The organism is Chitinimonas violaceus (assembly GCF_052601015.1).
This window is the reverse complement of record NZ_JBQXDJ010000007.1, coordinates 57,773-73,282: the sequence shown is the minus strand read 5'-3', so window position 1 is coordinate 73,282 and position 15,510 is coordinate 57,773. Positions and strand designations below refer to the sequence as shown.

24 protein-coding genes are annotated in these 15,510 nt (G+C 47.9%); 17 read left to right on the top strand and 7 right to left on the bottom strand.

Annotation, left to right across the window (positions count from 1 at the left end):
• The first annotated feature begins 9 nt into the window (after window positions 1-9).
• From rplX to ACUHMQ_RS04115, 17 genes are all read left to right on the top strand, one after another.
• Complete coding sequence (gene rplX / locus ACUHMQ_RS04195; RefSeq protein WP_445294192.1) at window positions 10-327, top strand: 50S ribosomal protein L24; 318 nt, start codon at window positions 10-12, stop codon at window positions 325-327.
• Between the two features lie 10 nt (window positions 328-337).
• Complete coding sequence (gene rplE, locus ACUHMQ_RS04190) at window positions 338-877, top strand: 50S ribosomal protein L5 (protein ID WP_445294191.1); 540 nt, start codon at window positions 338-340, stop codon at window positions 875-877.
• Window positions 878-885: 8 nt separating this feature from the next.
• On the top strand, window positions 886-1,191 hold the full coding sequence (gene rpsN, locus ACUHMQ_RS04185; protein ID WP_445294190.1) for a 30S ribosomal protein S14: 306 nt from the start codon (window positions 886-888) through the stop codon (window positions 1,189-1,191).
• An 11-nt stretch (window positions 1,192-1,202) separates the two neighbouring features.
• Window positions 1,203-1,598 carry a 30S ribosomal protein S8 gene (rpsH, locus tag ACUHMQ_RS04180; RefSeq protein WP_099407144.1) on the top strand — a complete coding sequence of 132 codons (396 nt, stop codon included), beginning with the start codon at window positions 1,203-1,205 and terminating at the stop codon, window positions 1,596-1,598.
• A 10-nt stretch (window positions 1,599-1,608) separates the two neighbouring features.
• Window positions 1,609-2,142, top strand: a complete 534-nt coding sequence (rplF, locus tag ACUHMQ_RS04175; protein ID WP_072428317.1) for a 50S ribosomal protein L6 — start codon at window positions 1,609-1,611, stop codon at window positions 2,140-2,142.
• Window positions 2,143-2,157: 15 nt separating this feature from the next.
• Entirely contained in the window at window positions 2,158-2,511 is a 354-nt protein-coding gene (rplR, locus tag ACUHMQ_RS04170; protein ID WP_445294189.1) for a 50S ribosomal protein L18, read from the top strand.
• A 9-nt stretch (window positions 2,512-2,520) separates the two neighbouring features.
• On the top strand, window positions 2,521-3,042 hold the full coding sequence (gene rpsE, locus ACUHMQ_RS04165) for a 30S ribosomal protein S5 (RefSeq protein WP_445294188.1): 522 nt from the start codon (window positions 2,521-2,523) through the stop codon (window positions 3,040-3,042).
• A complete protein-coding gene (gene rpmD / locus ACUHMQ_RS04160; RefSeq protein WP_445294187.1) occupies window positions 3,035-3,217 on the top strand; it encodes a 50S ribosomal protein L30 in 183 nt (60 codons plus the stop codon). Before rpsE ends, rpmD begins: the two co-directional genes overlap by 8 nt.
• Window positions 3,218-3,652, top strand: a complete 435-nt coding sequence (rplO, locus tag ACUHMQ_RS04155) for a 50S ribosomal protein L15 (RefSeq protein WP_445294186.1) — start codon at window positions 3,218-3,220, stop codon at window positions 3,650-3,652.
• Window positions 3,653-3,688: 36 nt separating this feature from the next.
• Window positions 3,689-4,987 (top strand): preprotein translocase subunit SecY, encoded by a 1,299-nt coding sequence (gene secY / locus ACUHMQ_RS04150; protein WP_445294230.1) that lies wholly within the window; start codon window positions 3,689-3,691, stop codon window positions 4,985-4,987.
• A 99-nt stretch (window positions 4,988-5,086) separates the two neighbouring features.
• The gene (rpmJ, locus tag ACUHMQ_RS04145) at window positions 5,087-5,200 is read left to right on the top strand and encodes a 50S ribosomal protein L36 (RefSeq protein WP_072428311.1); all 114 of its coding nucleotides are present in this window, start codon (window positions 5,087-5,089) and stop codon (window positions 5,198-5,200) included.
• A gap of 76 nt (window positions 5,201-5,276) precedes the next feature.
• Window positions 5,277-5,639: a 30S ribosomal protein S13 gene (rpsM, locus tag ACUHMQ_RS04140; protein ID WP_445294185.1), complete on the top strand. Its 363-nt coding sequence runs from the start codon at window positions 5,277-5,279 to the stop codon at window positions 5,637-5,639.
• A gap of 17 nt (window positions 5,640-5,656) precedes the next feature.
• Complete coding sequence (gene rpsK, locus ACUHMQ_RS04135; RefSeq protein ID WP_445294184.1) at window positions 5,657-6,049, top strand: 30S ribosomal protein S11; 393 nt, start codon at window positions 5,657-5,659, stop codon at window positions 6,047-6,049.
• A gap of 15 nt (window positions 6,050-6,064) precedes the next feature.
• Entirely contained in the window at window positions 6,065-6,685 is a 621-nt protein-coding gene (gene rpsD, locus ACUHMQ_RS04130; RefSeq protein WP_445294183.1) for a 30S ribosomal protein S4, read from the top strand.
• 55 nt (window positions 6,686-6,740) lie between these two features.
• Window positions 6,741-7,724 (top strand): DNA-directed RNA polymerase subunit alpha, encoded by a 984-nt coding sequence (locus ACUHMQ_RS04125; protein ID WP_445294182.1) that lies wholly within the window; start codon window positions 6,741-6,743, stop codon window positions 7,722-7,724.
• A gap of 30 nt (window positions 7,725-7,754) precedes the next feature.
• Window positions 7,755-8,147 (top strand): 50S ribosomal protein L17, encoded by a 393-nt coding sequence (rplQ, locus tag ACUHMQ_RS04120; protein WP_445294181.1) that lies wholly within the window; start codon window positions 7,755-7,757, stop codon window positions 8,145-8,147.
• Between the two features lie 117 nt (window positions 8,148-8,264).
• On the top strand, window positions 8,265-9,101 hold the full coding sequence (locus ACUHMQ_RS04115) for a symmetrical bis(5'-nucleosyl)-tetraphosphatase (RefSeq protein WP_445294180.1): 837 nt from the start codon (window positions 8,265-8,267) through the stop codon (window positions 9,099-9,101).
• On the opposite strand, the gene ACUHMQ_RS04110 is transcribed toward ACUHMQ_RS04115, so the two are convergent.
• The 7 genes from ACUHMQ_RS04110 to pilB form a co-directional block, all read right to left on the bottom strand.
• Window positions 9,098-9,835: a lysophospholipid acyltransferase family protein gene (locus tag ACUHMQ_RS04110; protein WP_445294179.1), complete on the bottom strand. Its 738-nt coding sequence runs from the start codon at window positions 9,833-9,835 to the stop codon at window positions 9,098-9,100. The genes ACUHMQ_RS04115 and ACUHMQ_RS04110 overlap by 4 nt on opposite strands.
• Window positions 9,836-9,958: 123 nt before the next feature.
• Entirely contained in the window at window positions 9,959-10,150 is a 192-nt protein-coding gene (locus tag ACUHMQ_RS04105) for a DNA gyrase inhibitor YacG (RefSeq protein WP_445294178.1), read from the bottom strand.
• A gap of 5 nt (window positions 10,151-10,155) precedes the next feature.
• On the bottom strand, window positions 10,156-10,986 hold the full coding sequence (gene zapD / locus ACUHMQ_RS04100; RefSeq protein WP_445294177.1) for a cell division protein ZapD: 831 nt from the start codon (window positions 10,984-10,986) through the stop codon (window positions 10,156-10,158).
• Complete coding sequence (gene coaE, locus ACUHMQ_RS04095; RefSeq protein WP_445294176.1) at window positions 10,986-11,606, bottom strand: dephospho-CoA kinase; 621 nt, start codon at window positions 11,604-11,606, stop codon at window positions 10,986-10,988. The genes zapD and coaE overlap by 1 nt, the downstream gene beginning before the upstream one ends.
• A gap of 3 nt (window positions 11,607-11,609) precedes the next feature.
• Window positions 11,610-12,485: a prepilin peptidase gene (locus ACUHMQ_RS04090; protein ID WP_445294175.1), complete on the bottom strand. Its 876-nt coding sequence runs from the start codon at window positions 12,483-12,485 to the stop codon at window positions 11,610-11,612.
• 5 nt (window positions 12,486-12,490) lie between these two features.
• A complete protein-coding gene (locus tag ACUHMQ_RS04085) occupies window positions 12,491-13,714 on the bottom strand; it encodes a type II secretion system F family protein (protein ID WP_445294174.1) in 1,224 nt (407 codons plus the stop codon).
• A 25-nt stretch (window positions 13,715-13,739) separates the two neighbouring features.
• Window positions 13,740-15,455: a type IV-A pilus assembly ATPase PilB gene (gene pilB / locus ACUHMQ_RS04080; RefSeq protein ID WP_445294173.1), complete on the bottom strand. Its 1,716-nt coding sequence runs from the start codon at window positions 15,453-15,455 to the stop codon at window positions 13,740-13,742.
• Window positions 15,456-15,510: the final 55 nt, after the last annotated feature.

The window sequence follows — 15,510 nt, the reverse complement described above, 5'->3', positions numbered from 1 at the left end:
GGAGCGGGCATGAACAAAATTCGTAGAGGCGATGAAGTCGTCGTCATCACTGGCAAGGATAAGGGTAAGCGCGGTACCGTGCTGAACGTTCTGGTTGGTGACAAGGTGGTTGTTGAAGGTATCAATGTCGTCAAGAAGCACCAAAAGCCGAATCCGGTTCGCGGCGTTGTTGGCGGGATTGTTGATAAAACCATGCCGATTAATGTGTCCAATGTGGCTATCTTCAATCCGGCCACCCAGAAAGCTGATCGCGTTGGCTTCAAGCTGCTCGATGACGGCAAGAAGGTTCGCGTATTCAAGTCGAATGGCGAAGTGGTCGGGGGCTAAGGGGTAGAACATGGCTCGTTTGCAAGATTTCTACAAAGAAACGGTTGTTGCGCAACTAACTGAAAAGTTCGGCTACAAGTCGGTCATGGAAGTTCCGCGCATCGAAAAGATCACAATCAATATGGGTGTTGGTGAGGCTGTTGCTGACAAGAAGGTTATGGAGCACGCTGTTGGCGACCTGACCAAGATTGCTGGCCAGAAGCCCGTTGTCACCTTGTCGAAAAAGTCGATCGCTGGCTTCAAGATTCGTGATAACTATCCAGTCGGTTGTAAGGTTACCTTACGCCGTGAGCGTATGTATGAATTCCTGGATCGCTTGGTAACCATCGCATTGCCGCGAGTTCGTGACTTCCGTGGTATTTCTGCTAAGTCTTTTGATGGCCGTGGTAACTACAACATGGGCGTTAAAGAACAGATTATTTTCCCGGAAATTGAGTACGACAAGATTGATGCGCTGCGTGGTATGAATATCACGATTACCACAACTGCGAAGACCGACGAAGAGGCTCGTGCGCTTCTCGCCGCGTTCAAGTTCCCGTTCAAGAACTGAGGTTTGCCATGGCTAAACTCGCTTTGATCAACCGTCAAGAGAAGCGCGCTAAGCTGGTGGAGAAATTTGCCGCTAAGCGCCAGAAGCTACTGGTAATCATCAACGACCAGAACCTGACCGACGAAGAGCGCTTTGAGGCTCGTCTGAAGTTGCAATCATTGCCACGTAACGCAAATCCTACACGTCTGCGTAACCGTTGTTCGATCACCGGTCGTCCGCGTGGGGTATTTCGTAAGTTCGGCCTGGGGCGTAACAAGCTGCGTGAAATTGCTTTGCGTGGTGAGATCCCTGGTGTCGTTAAGGCTAGCTGGTAAGGAGATCACGAATGAGTATGCATGATCCCATCGCCGATATGTTGACCCGTGTTCGTAACGCTCAGCGTGCGGACAAGCCGTCAGTCACTATGCCCTCATCCAAACTGAAGGTTGCTATTGCCTCTGTGTTGAAAGATGAAGGTTATATCGAAAACTTCGCCATTACTGGCGAAGAAAAGAAGCCCCAGCTCGATATTGAGCTGAAGTACTACGCTGGTCGTCCAGTTATTGAACGTATTGAACGCGTTTCAAAGCCTGGCTTGCGTATCTACAAGGGTGTTGAGGATATTCCGCAGGTCATGAACGGCCTCGGTATCGCCATTGTCTCCACCTCTAAAGGTGTGATGACTGATCGCAAGGCGCGCGCCCAGGGTATCGGTGGCGAATTGCTGTGCATCGTGGCGTAAGGAGTAGACGATGTCCCGCGTAGCTAAGAATCCAATTGCATTGCCGGCTGGTGTTGAAGTTAAGCTGGCAGGTGGCGAAATTGTTGTGAAGGGGCCTCTCGGCCAAGCTTCTCGCCCGCTCGACAGCGGCGTGGAAATCAAGCTAGAGAACAATGCTCTGATTTTCAAAGCTGTTGACGACAGCAAGCATTCACGTGCCATGTCGGGCACAATGCGTGCCTTACTCAACAATATGGTGACCGGTGTTTCCAAGGGCTTCGAGCGCAAGTTAAACCTGGTGGGTGTGGGCTATCGTGCTCAGGCTCAAGGCGAAACGCTCAATTTAACCCTCGGTTTCTCCCACCCGGTGGCGCATAAGATGCCCGCTGGTGTGAAGGTCGAGACGCCCTCGCAGACAGAAATTGTTCTCAAGGGTGTGGATAAGCAGCAGGTCGGTCAGGTTGCCGCTGAGATTCGCGCGTATCGTGCGCCAGAGCCCTATAAAGGCAAGGGCGTTCGCTATAGCGATGAAGTGGTGGTCCTGAAAGAGACCAAGAAGAAGTAATCGAGGCTGAAGATTATGGACAAGAACGAAATTCGCTTGCGCCGTGCCCGCAAAACTCGGGCTCGCATCGCAGCGCAAAAAGTAGTGCGTTTGGCAGTACATCGCTCTAACAGCCACATTTACGCTCAAATCATTGACGAGACCGGTAACAAGGTCTTAGCGTCCGCCTCTACCTTGGAGGCAGATATTCGTAAAGATTTGACTAATGGTGGTAATGCCGCTGCTGCGGCGATTGTTGGTAAGCGTATTGCTGAAAAGGCCAAAGCTGCGGGTATCACTGCTGTCGCTTTTGACCGCTCTGGCTTCCATTATCATGGCCGCGTTAAGGCACTTGCCGACGCTGCTCGTGAAGCTGGCCTCGAATTCTAAGGAGTCATTATGGCTAAGTCTGATATCGAAGATCGCGGCGACGGCTTGCGGGAGAAGATGATCAGTGTCAACCGAGTCACGAAAGTGGTTAAGGGTGGCCGGATCATGGGTTTCGCCGCGCTTACTGTGGTTGGTGATGGTGATGGCCGCATCGGCATGGGCAAGGGTAAGTCGAAGGAAGTGCCTGTTGCTGTGCAGAAAGCAATGGAAGAAGCTCGTCGCAAGTTGGTGAAGATCAGCTTGAAAAACGGTACGGTGCAGCATGCTGTATTTGGTAAGCATGGTGCTACAACCGTGTTTATGCAGCCAGCGGCAGACGGTACCGGTATCAAGGCCGGCGGTCCTATGCGTGCCGTGTTTGAGGTGATGGGTGTGACCAATATTTCTGCTAAGTGTCACGGCTCAACTAATCCATACAATATCGTTCGTGCGACGTTGGATGGGTTGGCTAAATTACGTACGCCTGCAGAGATTGCTGCTAAGCGGGGTAAGGCTGTCGAGGATATTTTGGGGGTAGAGGGAAATGGCTAACTCCAAGATTAAAGTAACTTTGATTAAGAGCTTGATTGGCCGTCTTGAAGCACACAAGGCGTGTGCTCGTGGGCTGGGGTTGAAGAAAATCAATCAAACGGTTGAAGTCGTTGATACCCCAGAGAATCGCGGCATGATCAATAAGATCAGCTACCTGCTGAAAAGCGAGAGCTAAATGGAACTGAATACGATTAAGCCCGCCTTGGGCGCTAAGCATGCTGCTAAGCGAGTTGGCCGTGGTATCGGTTCTGGCTTAGGTAAGACTTGCGGTCGCGGCCATAAGGGCCAGAAGTCACGTTCGGGCGGTTTTCATAAGGTGGGTTTCGAAGGCGGACAAATGCCTTTGCAGCGTCGCTTGCCAAAGCGCGGCTTTAAGTCAATGACTAAAGGATTGACTGCAGAGCTACGTACTGGAGATCTCGGCCGGTTGCCTGTGGAAGAAGCTGATTTACTGGTGCTGAAGCAGGCGGGACTTATACCGCAGGGTGCTCGGTCGGTTAAGCTGATTCTGTCCGGCAGTGTTGAGAAGGCTGTCAAGCTGCGTGGCGTATTGGCAACGGCTGGTGCGTTAGCCGCCCTTGAGGCTGCTGGCGGCAGTATTGCTGAATAAAGTGTAGATAAGGCGATATACGTGGCAAACCCTGCGATGGCCAGTACTGCAAGTAAATTTGCAGATCTGAAAAAGCGAATTTGGTTCCTTATTGGTGCTTTAATCGTTTATCGCATTGGTGCGCATATCCCGGTGCCGGGTATAAATCCGGCTGAGCTGGCTGCACTTTTTGATACATCAAAAAGTGGAGCCGGCCTTTTGAACATGTTTAACATGTTCTCCGGGGGTGCACTTTCGCGTTTTACGGTCTTTGCTATAGGCATCATGCCGTACATTTCTGCTTCTATTATTTTGCAGTTAGCTTCAGAAGTACTTCCAAATTTGAAGGAACTGAAGAAAGAAGGGGAGGCTGGGCGTCGTAAGATTACGCAGTACACTCGGTATGCGACTGTTGTTTTAGCTACCTTTCAGAGTTTTGGTATTGCGGTAATGCTATATCGTCAGCCCAATTTGGTGCTGACCGGGCAAGTGGAGTTTTATCTAACCACTGTAGTCACTCTAGTTACGGGGACTATGTTCTTGATGTGGTTAGGTGAGCAAATCACTGAGCGTGGCTTGGGTAATGGTATATCTATACTGATTTTTGGCGGTATTGCAGCCGGTATTCCAGCATCTATTGGACAGACATTAACTCTTACCAGCCAAGGTGCACTCCCCATCCTTCTGGTTTTAGGGTTGGCTGCGGGTGTGGTCTTATTGACAGCAGGCGTGGTTTTTGTAGAACGCGGACAGCGTAAAGTCCTTGTCAATTACGCTAAGCGTCAGGTTGGCAATAGGGTGATGCAAGGCCAGAGTACGCATTTGCCTTTGAAGTTAAATATGGCGGGTGTTATTCCCCCTATTTTTGCTTCAAGTATTATTTTGTTTCCGGCAACAGTGTTGTCCTGGACCGGTAATTCTGAATCGTTCTCCTGGCTAAAGCGAATTGGCGATGGGTTGCATCCTGGGCAGCCTTTGTATGTGTTGCTGTATGCAGCAGCTATTGTCTTCTTTTGTTACTTCTATACTGCCTTGGTTTTTAATCCCAAGGAGACGGCAGATAATCTGAAGAAAAGTGGCGCGTTTATCCCTGGTATTCGCCCTGGCGATCAGACTGCTAAGTATATTGAACGTGTGATTTTACGTTTAACGTTAATTGGGGCTGTATATATTGCTGTTGTTTGCTTGATTCCTGAGTTTTTGCTACTTCAATGGAATTTACCTTTCTATTTTGGTGGAACATCGTTACTTATTGTAGTGGTGGTAACAATGGATTTTATGGCACAGGTTCAGTCTTATATGCTTTCTCATCAGTATGAGAGTTTGCTTAAGAAGGCAAATTTCAAGTCGGGTTGATTGTTTCTTCCGTCCCGGCGATAAGGTAGACGGGTTTGCTTGATAAGGTATTTACTTGCCTGGTCTCAGACACGTTTTTTTAAGTGAAAGGAAAGAGCGATGCGAGTTCAGGCTTCGGTGAAGAAGATTTGCCGTAACTGTAAAGTTATTCGCCGCAATCGTGTTGTGCGTGTAATTTGCACGGACCCGCGGCATAAGCAGCGTCAAGGCTAAACTAAACACTTTCTTGTGTGATGGTTAGTTTCGGTGCTAAAATCCGCAACTTTTTAAATTTGGGGTAACGAGAATCATGGCCCGTATTGCTGGGGTAAACATTCCCAATCATCAGCATACCGTGATTGGTCTACAGGCCATTTATGGGATCGGACAGACTCGCGCCAAGGCTATTTGTGCAACGACTGGTGTTCCTTCTGATCGTAAGATCAAGGATTTGACCGATGCAGAAATGGACAAGCTGCGTGAAGAAGTCGGCAAATTTACGGTAGAGGGTGACCTTCGCCGTGAAATTACTATGAATATCAAGCGCCTGATGGATCTCGGTTGTTACCGTGGTCTGCGCCATCGCAAGGGCTTGCCTGCGCGTGGTCAGCGCACTCGGACGAATGCCCGCACCCGTAAGGGACCTCGTAAGGCAATCGCCGGCAAGAAGTAAGCACTTAAGGAATAGCAATGGCTAAAGCAAACACAGTGCGTGTACGGAAGAAAGTCAAAAAGATTGTGTCTGAAGGGATCGTGCATGTCCACGCATCCTTCAATAACACAATCGTGACCATCACTGATCGCCAAGGAAATGCTCTCTCCTGGGCTACCTCGGGTGGTGCTGGTTTTAAGGGCTCTCGTAAGAGTACACCATTCGCGGCACAGGTTGCTGCGGAGCATGCTGGTAAAGTTGCCCAGGAATATGGTGTTAAGAACCTCGAAGTTCGCATCAAGGGACCCGGCCCCGGCCGCGACTCTGCTGTGCGTGCGTTGAATGCGCTGGGTTTTAAGATCACCAGCATTTCTGACGTTACCCCTGTACCGCACAACGGCTGTCGTCCGCCGAAGAAGCGTCGTATTTAATTCCGGAGACCCGAGATGGCACGTTATATCGGACCGAAGTGCAAGTTGTCGCGCCGTGAGGGAACAGACTTGTTCCTTAAGAGCGCGCGTCGTGCGCTCGATACCAAGTGCAAACTGGATAGCAAACCTGGTCAGCATGGTGCTAAGCAGCCCAGGCTATCCGGTTTTGGTGTTCAATTGCGCGAAAAGCAGAAAATTCGTCGTATTTATGGTGTCCTAGAGCGCCAGTTCCGTCGTTACTTTGAAGAAGCTGCTCGTCGTAAAGGCTCAACAGGTGAGAATCTGTTAAAGCTTCTCGAAGCTCGCTTGGATAATGTCGTTTATCGTATGGGTTATGGTTCTACACGTGCAGAAGCGCGCCAGCTAGTGAGCCATAAGTCGATTATTGTTAACGGCCAAGTCGTTAATATCCCTTCATACCAAGTTAGAGCTGGGGATACTGTATCTGTTCGTGAGAAGTCGAAGAAACAGGTTCGTATTCAAGAGGCTTTGGCTCTTGCTGAGCAAATTGGTTTTCCGAGCTGGGTAAATGTCGATGGTAAGAAGATGGAAGGTGTCTATAAAGCTTCTCCGGAACGCGGTGACCTTTCCAGCGACATCAACGAGCAGCTCGTCGTCGAGTTCTACTCGAAGTAATCGCCGTACCGATAGTTCGGACCGCAGCTCGTTTCGATAAAGGGATTGATTGTTTATGCAAAGCAACGCGAATGACTTGCTGAAACCGCGCATCATTGATGTGCAGGCATCGTCTTCTACTCAGGCGCGTGTCGTGATGGAGCCGTTTGAGCGTGGTTACGGCCATACGCTTGGCAATGCATTGCGCCGTATCCTGTTGTCGTCCATGCCTGGATATGCCCCGACTGAAGTAAAAATCGAGGGCGTTCTGCATGAGTATTCTGCGCTGGATGGTGTGCAAGAAGATGTCGTTGATATTCTTCTTAACCTTAAAGGCGTGGTACTAAAGCTTCACGGTCGTGGTGAGGCATTGCTGACTTTGAAAAAAGACGGTGAAGGCTTAGTCAAAGCCAGTGATATCGATGTGCCACATGACGTTGAGATTGTTAACCCTGGCCATGTCATCGCTAACTTGTCTTCAGGTGGCAAGCTTGCTATGGAGATTAAGGTTGAGAAGGGCCGGGGTTATCAACCTGCTGTGGTGCGCATTGATAAGGAGGAAGGCCGTAACATTGGCTCTATCCTATTGGATGCTTCATTTAGCCCGATTCGCCGTGTTAGTTATGCTGTTGAAAGTGCACGTGTTGAACAGCGTACTGACTTAGACAAGCTTGTTATTGATATCGAAACGAATGGTGCAATCGATCCAGAAGAAGCAGTGCGATATGCTGCCCGTGTTTTGGTCGAGCAGCTTGCTGTCTTTGCGGACCTGAAGAGTACGGAGGTTGAGCCAGAAGCACCTCGTGCCCCTCAGGTTGATCCGATTCTGTTGCGTCCGGTTGATGATCTCGAGCTAACTGTTCGCTCGGCAAACTGTCTTAAGGCTGAAAATATTTATTACATTGGTGACCTAATTCAGCGCACTGAAACCGAGTTATTAAAGACCCCAAATCTTGGCCGTAAATCCTTAAATGAAATTAAGGAAGTACTTGCCTCCAAGGGGTTGACTTTGGGCATGAAGCTGGAAAATTGGCCGCCGGTTGGTCTGGAAAAGCCGTAACTAGGCTGGATTGACAAAGGATAGAGATTCATGCGTCACCGTCAAAGTAATCGCAAACTAAATCGTACGACAAGTCACCGTCTCGCTATGCTGCGTAACCTGGCTAATGCATTGCTTAAGCACGAAGCCATTAAGACTACGTTGCCTAAGGCTAAAGAGTTACGTCGAGTTGCCGAGCCATTGATCACATTGGGTAAGCAAGAGCGTTCGGTTGCAAACTTGCGTTTAGCATTCGACCGCACTCGTGACCGAGAGTTGGTTATCAAGTTGTTTGATGTTCTTGGCCCACGTTACAAGAATCGTAGTGGTGGTTATCTTCGTATCTTGAAATACGGCTTCCGCCAAGGGGATAACGCTCCTATGGCTTTAGTTGAGCTGCTTGATCGGCCAGATGATGTAGTAGCATCCGAAGTTGCGGAGTAATTCGCAGCAGTAAACAAAAAGCCAACCTAAACGGTTGGCTTTTTGTTTACTGCTTTATGAAATGGCGCCTCCTCCTATTGATGACAATGCGGGGCACTAAGTATAGGGCTGAAAGGTATGGCAAATTATGTGATAGGCGATATTCAAGGATGCTTTAGCGAGTTGATGTCTCTATTGGATAGTTTTCTATTCAATCCCGCAGCCGACTGTATTTACCTTGTGGGTGACTTAGTAAATCGTGGGCCGGATTCATTGTCTGTGCTTCGTTGGGCACATTCAAATCGTGATTCTGTATTTATGGTATTAGGTAATCACGATTTGCATTTTCTAGCTATTGGATATGGACTGGCCAAGCAGAAAAAGGGTGATACGCTAACTGAGCTATTATGTGCCCATGACTGTGGAATACTGTTGAATTGGCTACGCACCCAGCCATTGGTACGTCAAGTGAATAAGAGTGAGTACGTGATTGTTCATGCAGGATTGTTGCCGGAATGGACGACTAGTCAAGCTCTTGCTTTATCCAATGAAGTTCAATTTGTTTTGTCTGCGGATGGATATTTTGAGTTTCTGAGCCAACTTTATGGAAATGAGCCAAATAGATGGTGTGCAAGTCTAAGCGGTATCGAGCGTTTACGATTAGTTGTCAACGTATGTACGCGCATGAGGATGCTAGATGTAGAAGAGGGTACGCTGAATTTAGACTTCAAAGGGGACTTGGAAGATGCCCCTGCGAGCTTATATGCTTGGTTTGATAGCTCTGATAAGCTGAATGCTCGTGATGAGGTAGTGGTCTTTGGTCATTGGTCTGCGCTCGGTTTTTTGCGGCGAGATGACATTATTGCGCTCGATACAGGATGTGTCTGGGGCGGCCTCCTAACAGCCATTAGGCTAGAGGATGGGCAGGTATTTCAGGTGCCATCTAGTACCAGGTGTCTAACTCATGACACTTAACTTCTAATGTGATCATTGATTAGTTGTTGCACTTGATGGGCAATTTCCTTGCGACTGAGCTGCCCGGCACTAATTGTGGGGAAATATTGTAATTCCACTTCTATGACTGGTTGGTGTATCAAGCGCCATACTGAGTCGAATAAAGTCATTTCACCAATGTATGCTGCAGCATCAGTCCGATTGCCATGCTGATCGTAATAAGACAATGCTACAGCCAGAACCTGGGCATTTGCATCTACTGCGGGTTGTAGCAGAGATGCATTGAAGGTGGAGGTTGATAATCCGCTAGATGTTATGCCCTCGGGAAATACTGCAACACAATCGCCATTTGCGAGTGCATCAGCGATCTCCTTGTTTACTCTGCGAGTATCGTGCCGACGTTCTCTTACTATGAAGAGAGTTCCTGTCTGGTGGCATAACCAACCAATGAAAGGCCAATGACGTACTTCAGCTTTTGCAACAAACCGAGATGCAAATACTGAATTCAAGACAAATATATCTAACCAGGACACGTGGTTAGCAACCAGCATTGTATTATGTGGTCGACAGATTAGATTGTTAATGGTGCGTATATTCAGGATCTGGCAAAGTTGGCGTGACCAACGAATAATTACTTCTTCTTTGACTTTGCTTGTATGTATGGGAAATATGAGACCGACCTCTAATAGGCCACGCATGAAATGTATAGTCAGGCGAGTGAGGCGCCAGTATGGGATTAGGAAAGGGATTTTCATTGGGAACAAGTTGCTTGTATCTTTGCTAATGGCAACTTGCTAGCTGAGTGTGGAAAATCCACGCTTAACTTTGTACCGCCACCAGTACTTCGTTAGTTTGCGGGCCTTTACTAGCTGATACTGTCAGGATTGGGTGTCTTCAAGATGGTGACTGGTTGTATTCGCAGGAATGCGGTAAGAGTCGCTTGCCCATGCTCCAAGGTCCCGCTGCTTGCAGCGCTCTGTACAAAACGGTCTCCAAGGGTTTTCGTGTGACCAAAAAGACTGTCCGCTACAGCTTGGGCAACAAATTTGTTTTTGAGGGAGCCCTGTCATAAAGATTAGAGATTGCAAAAAGCAAGGAGGAAGTCTACATCTTGATCACATTGGCGGGGACGGTCGCCGCCTGCAGCAGGGGAAACAAATCGCACATTAATGGCGTACTTATTTGCTGAGAGCTCGGGTACGAAAGGTAACTCTTTGGCTAGTGTCACCTTCAATAGCTGAACTAACTTTCCACCAGACATTTGTTGGAATGCGCCATTCGGTGCGGTCAATGGGAATACCTTTGCACTGTTACGTAAGATGCGCAGCACGATATCGATTCCATCTTTGATGGGTAGCATCGGGCCAAGCCATCCGTTGATCGCATGCTGCCTCTCTTGTACGGGTTGTTGCTGCCAGTAGTGATAAGAGGGGAGGTCAAACTGGCATGCCCCGCCAGGTATGGTTGAGCGCTGCTTAATTGCCATAAGCCACTCGTTTTCACGTAAGTGCTGGGCAAATTTGCCTGTTGGCTCAAGCAATCTGGTATGCGTATGCTCAATATCTGCTAGTACCATATCCAAAGCTTCTTCGGATATTTGAGGGTTGTCGCGAAGGCCTTCCAGTGTTTGGCGTTGGCGCTCCAATTCTTGCAGAAGATCGGACTTTAAATCGGCGCGCCCTGCTACCTCCATGATTTCAAACAGGCACAGCAAAGCTGCATGATGTTCCAACGCATGCTCTCGGTTGGAAAAGAATGCGGCACGATTGTACAAATCCTCAAGCCGTAGAAGGGTGCGGATTCGTTCATTAACAGGGAATTCGTAACTTATCACGGTGGCAGAGCCGGCTGCTTGTACTGAATCAGCACTCAATTGTGCAAGATTAACACTGCTTTGACAAATCATTACAATGAATCTTGTTGTAATTCAGCTGTTTGCATATATCGCTTATGCAGGATTTTAACCTTTTCCTCTAGGGATGCTAGGTCTCCATCATTGAGGATGACGCTGTCCGCTCTTATTAGTCTTTCTGCTCGGGAAAGTTGAGTACGCATGATCGCCTCTACTTCTTGCTGGTTGAGCTGGCTTCGAGCTTTGACACGTAAAATTTGTAAAGGCTCGGGACAATCGACTACTAGTGTAGTATCAATTAAGTCTTGATAGCTTCCCGTTTCAAATAACAAAGGAACTACTAGTAATACATAGGAAGTGATGATTGGCAGGGCTGATAATTTTTTTACCGCTTCAGCTCGAATAAGTGGATGCAATGATGCTTCTAGTTTATGTTTGGCATCTGTGTTTTCAAAGATGAGCTTTCTAAGCTTGGCTCGTTCGACCGCACCATTTGCATCAATAAAATGAGAACCGAATAGCTCATATACAGCTCGAGAGCCCGGCATATTGGGTTGACTCAAAGTATGAGCAATGGAGTCTGTGTCCACCAAAGGAACACCAAGATTTTCAAAGATTGCAGTTACAGTACTTTTTCCTGAGCCAATACCACCAGTTAATCCAACTGTATACATACACTATATCGCAAATATTATTCGTTGCAGATTATCTCCCCATATCAATGCAATCATACCGGCAATGGCTAAGTATGGGCCGAAAGGGAGTGGTTTGCTCCAACCCCGACTGGCTAACAATGTTAGCGCAATGCCTAGGATGGCTCCAATAAGAGAGGAGAGCAAAATGACTATAGGAAGTGCTTGCCAGCCAAGCCAAGCACCGATCGCTGCGAGTAATTTAAAATCACCGTACCCCATTCCTTCCTTGCCGGTAGCTAGTTTAAATAGCCAATATACCGACCAAAGGCAGAGGTAGCCTGCTACCGCACCAATTAATGCACTATTTAATGATGTTAAGCCACCAAATAAATTGAAAAGCAAACCTAGCCAGAGCAAAGGTAGGGTTAAATCATCAGGTAAAAGGTATGTATCTACATCAATACAGAATAGCGCTATCAGAAACCAAGCGAAAACAATACAGCCTGCAGCAATAAATCCCCAGCCAAAATAAGCGGCTAACCCTGCCGATACCAGCCCGGTTACTAGCTCAACAAATGGGTAGCGGATTGAGATGGTAGTTTTGCAATGTCGACATTTTCCTCGCAGTAACAACCAAGATAAGACTGGGATGTTGTCGTAACCAGCTATCTGAGCACCGCAACCCGGACAGCATGATCGTGGTGCGATCAAATTATAATGTGATGAGGCTGTTTCAGTAGTTAGTTGTACTTCTGCAGGCTGATCAAGTAATGCACATTCCGCCCTAAAGTTCGCTTCCATCATCTTGGGTAGACGATGGATAACGACATTTAAGAAGCTTCCGATCAAAAGTCCAAGTATGAAAACGGCAGTCACAAAGACAACGGGTTGATGTGCTAATACGTACCACAAACTCATATGAATTAACCGCCTACTGCCGCGCCCATCTTGAAAATCGGTAAGTACATCGCGATGATAATACCGCCAATGATAGGGCCTAATACCATCATGATCATCGGTTCCATCAGGCTGGTCATAGCATCTACAGCTTCGTCTACCTCTTGTTCAAAAAAGTCTGCAATTTTGCCAAGCATGGAATCTAAGGCACCAGATTCTTCGCCTATAGCAACCATCTGTAGGACCATTGGAGGGAAGACCTCGCTGTTTTGCATTGAGACGGTGAGACTGGTACCCGTACTGACTTCGTTTTGGATACGTTTTGTGGCGTTCGAGTAGACAATATTGCCAGATGCGCCACCTACCGAATCAAGCGCTTCAACCAGTGGTACACCAGCCGCAAACATTGTAGACATGGTACGAGTCCAGCGAGCGATGGTGGCTTTGCGAATAATCTCGCCAAATATTGGTAATTTCAGCGCTGTCCGATCTATCCACATTTGGAAGGCAAGCGAGCGTTTCTTCAGTTGAATTAGGGCGTATATACCGCCACCAATACTGCCAAAAATTAACCACCAATAATCGGTAAAAAATTCTGAGATATTGATGACGATTTGCGTAGGCATCGGGAGATCAGCGCCAAATCCAGCAAATAGATCTTTAAATGCAGGGATAACGAAAATCATGATCACCGAGATGATGATAAACGCTGCGATGATAATCGCTGTTGGATAAAAGAGTGCAGATTTGATTTTACCTTTAATGGCAAGAATCTTCTCTTTATAGGTAGCTAAACGATCTAGCAATGCATCAAGGATACCTGCTTGTTCCCCAGCCTGGACCAAATTACAGAATAACTGGTCAAAATATAAAGGATGTCTACGAAATGCAGTAGTTAGGCTGGAGCCAGTTTCCACATCATTTTTAATATCGAGCAAAAGCTTGGTGAAACGCGGATTGCTATGGCCCTTTGCGACGATATCAAAAGCTTGAAGTAATGGAACACCAGATTTCATCATCACCGCCATTTGGCGGGTGAAGAATGCAATATCCTTTTCAGTAATACTTTTTCCACCAGCGGTGGATTTCTTTTTAATTTTTGTTACGTTAATCCCTTGTCTACGTAGGTTGCTGCGAACCACCGCATCGCCGGCTGCCCTCATTTCACCTCTGAGGGTTTTGCCGGTTTTGTCTTTTCCTTCCCAGGAGAAGGAATACTCTTTGGTTTTTGCTTTTTTGTCCGCAGCCATGTGCTTGCTCCTTGCAACTACTGTCTTATTCGTTAGTAACGGCTTCTACTTCCGTCAGTGAGGTCAGGCCCTGCTTTACCTTTAACAGGCCAGATTGACGGAGGTCCTTTACACCTTCCCGCTTGGCTTGGTCGGCTAGCTCAATGGAGTTGCCCTGCCGCATGATGATACGTTGCATCTCCTCGGAAATAGGCATGACTTGATAAATACCTACCCGCCCTTTGTAGCCAGTTCCCTTACACGTGTCACAACCCACGGGACCGAAGGGTTGCCAACTGCCATCCAACTCTTCAGGTTCGAAACCAGCTTTTATAAGCGCCTCCGGTGGAATGTCGACGGGCTTCTTACAAGCAGAGCAAAGCTTTCGCGCAAGGCGTTGGCCGGTAATCAGAATGACTGCGGAAGCAATGTTGAAGGGGGCAATGCCCATGTTTAACATACGCGATAAGGTCGCGGGAGCATCGTTGGTGTGCAGCGTTGAAAACACCATATGGCCGGTCTGTGCTGCTTTGATGGATATGTCTGCGGTCTCTAGGTCTCGAATTTCGCCCACCATGATTATGTCGGGATCCTGACGCAGGAAGGACTTTAGTGCAGCAGCAAAAGTTAACCCCGCTTTGTCGTTGACGTTGACTTGGTTAATGCCGGGTAAGTTGATTTCCGCTGGATCTTCCGCTGTGGATATGTTAATGCCAGGTTCGTTCAGGATATTCAGGCAGGTATACAGCGACACAGTCTTTCCTGAACCTGTTGGGCCTGTGACCAGAACCATGCCATATGGTCGATGTATCGCTTCGAGTAAGGAGGCCTTTTGTTCTGGCTCATAGCCGAGGGCATCAATCCCCAAGGTTGCGGAACTTGGGTCAAGAATCCGCATACAAATTTTCTCGCCAAACAATGTTGGCAGCGTGGAGACCCGAAAATCGATGGCACGACTCTTGGAAAGCACCAACTTCATACGGCCGTCTTGTGGGATGCGTTTTTCCGAAATATCGAGCTTTGAAATAACCTTAATCCGTGAAGCCATCTTGTCTTTGATGGCTAGCGGGGGTTGCGCAACTTCACGTAAAACGCCGTCAATGCGGTAACGTACGCGGTAGAACTTCTCATAGGGCTCGAAATGAATATCAGAAGCCCCGGTGTTGATCGCGTCCAGTAACACTTTTTGAATGTATTTAACGACAGGGGCATCGTCGACATCCATGGAGGCGGCTTCTGGCTCGGCCCCCCCTCCTTCTTCCCCACCTGCAATATCTAACTCATCCTGGTCTACAACCAAATCCTTTAGATTGGCGCCACTGGCTTCAATGAGCTTTTCAATTAGCTGACCAAGCTTATTATCTTCAACGACTATGGGCTCAATCATTGCACCGGTCTGAAACTTCGCATCTTCCAGTGCTTTGATATTGGTAGGGTCTGAAATGCCGACGAACAATTTGGTGCCACGTTTATAGAGTGGAACAATTCGACGGGTTTGCATCAATTTGGGGTCAAGCACCCCGGGAGGGATATAAGCAACATCAAGTTGCGCCAGATCTAACAATGGATAACCAAAAGTTGCAGCAGCAAATTCCGCAATTTGTGCAGCGCTCAATTTTTTGCTGGCGATTAGTGCTTGGACGAAAGTGCTGTTGCTAGTTTGAGACTGAGCGTGGACCGCTTCGGCATCTGCCTCTTGCAGCCGACCTTGCTGGACAAGCGCGCGGGCGATGCCGGAAAGCGGTGTTGTTGCTTGCGCCATAATCGAGCTTCCTATGCAAAAAATCGACGCGTTCTGCGCCGAGCCTAGACTGTTT

Coding starts and splice junctions, on each gene's coding strand:
- rpsE (WP_445294188.1), top strand. CDS start 2,521: ATGGCTAAGTCTGATATCGAAGATCGCGGCGACGGCTTGCGGGAGAAG.
- rpsH (WP_099407144.1), top strand. CDS start 1,203: ATGAGTATGCATGATCCCATCGCCGATATGTTGACCCGTGTTCGTAAC.
- rpmJ (WP_072428311.1), top strand. CDS start 5,087: ATGCGAGTTCAGGCTTCGGTGAAGAAGATTTGCCGTAACTGTAAAGTT.
- secY (WP_445294230.1), top strand. CDS start 3,689: ATGGCCAGTACTGCAAGTAAATTTGCAGATCTGAAAAAGCGAATTTGG.
- ACUHMQ_RS04115 (WP_445294180.1), top strand. CDS start 8,265: ATGGCAAATTATGTGATAGGCGATATTCAAGGATGCTTTAGCGAGTTG.
- coaE (WP_445294176.1), bottom strand. CDS start 11,606: ATGTATACAGTTGGATTAACTGGTGGTATTGGCTCAGGAAAAAGTACT.
- pilB (WP_445294173.1), bottom strand. CDS start 15,455: ATGGCGCAAGCAACAACACCGCTTTCCGGCATCGCCCGCGCGCTTGTC.
- rplR (WP_445294189.1), top strand. CDS start 2,158: ATGGACAAGAACGAAATTCGCTTGCGCCGTGCCCGCAAAACTCGGGCT.
- rplX (WP_445294192.1), top strand. CDS start 10: ATGAACAAAATTCGTAGAGGCGATGAAGTCGTCGTCATCACTGGCAAG.
- rplQ (WP_445294181.1), top strand. CDS start 7,755: ATGCGTCACCGTCAAAGTAATCGCAAACTAAATCGTACGACAAGTCAC.
- ACUHMQ_RS04125 (WP_445294182.1), top strand. CDS start 6,741: ATGCAAAGCAACGCGAATGACTTGCTGAAACCGCGCATCATTGATGTG.
- ACUHMQ_RS04110 (WP_445294179.1), bottom strand. CDS start 9,835: ATGAAAATCCCTTTCCTAATCCCATACTGGCGCCTCACTCGCCTGACT.
- ACUHMQ_RS04105 (WP_445294178.1), bottom strand. CDS start 10,150: ATGACAGGGCTCCCTCAAAAACAAATTTGTTGCCCAAGCTGTAGCGGA.
- rpsM (WP_445294185.1), top strand. CDS start 5,277: ATGGCCCGTATTGCTGGGGTAAACATTCCCAATCATCAGCATACCGTG.
- ACUHMQ_RS04090 (WP_445294175.1), bottom strand. CDS start 12,485: ATGAGTTTGTGGTACGTATTAGCACATCAACCCGTTGTCTTTGTGACT.
- zapD (WP_445294177.1), bottom strand. CDS start 10,986: ATGATTTGTCAAAGCAGTGTTAATCTTGCACAATTGAGTGCTGATTCA.
- rpsD (WP_445294183.1), top strand. CDS start 6,065: ATGGCACGTTATATCGGACCGAAGTGCAAGTTGTCGCGCCGTGAGGGA.
- rpmD (WP_445294187.1), top strand. CDS start 3,035: ATGGCTAACTCCAAGATTAAAGTAACTTTGATTAAGAGCTTGATTGGC.
- rpsN (WP_445294190.1), top strand. CDS start 886: ATGGCTAAACTCGCTTTGATCAACCGTCAAGAGAAGCGCGCTAAGCTG.
- rplO (WP_445294186.1), top strand. CDS start 3,218: ATGGAACTGAATACGATTAAGCCCGCCTTGGGCGCTAAGCATGCTGCT.
- ACUHMQ_RS04085 (WP_445294174.1), bottom strand. CDS start 13,714: ATGGCTGCGGACAAAAAAGCAAAAACCAAAGAGTATTCCTTCTCCTGG.
- rplF (WP_072428317.1), top strand. CDS start 1,609: ATGTCCCGCGTAGCTAAGAATCCAATTGCATTGCCGGCTGGTGTTGAA.
- rplE (WP_445294191.1), top strand. CDS start 338: ATGGCTCGTTTGCAAGATTTCTACAAAGAAACGGTTGTTGCGCAACTA.
- rpsK (WP_445294184.1), top strand. CDS start 5,657: ATGGCTAAAGCAAACACAGTGCGTGTACGGAAGAAAGTCAAAAAGATT.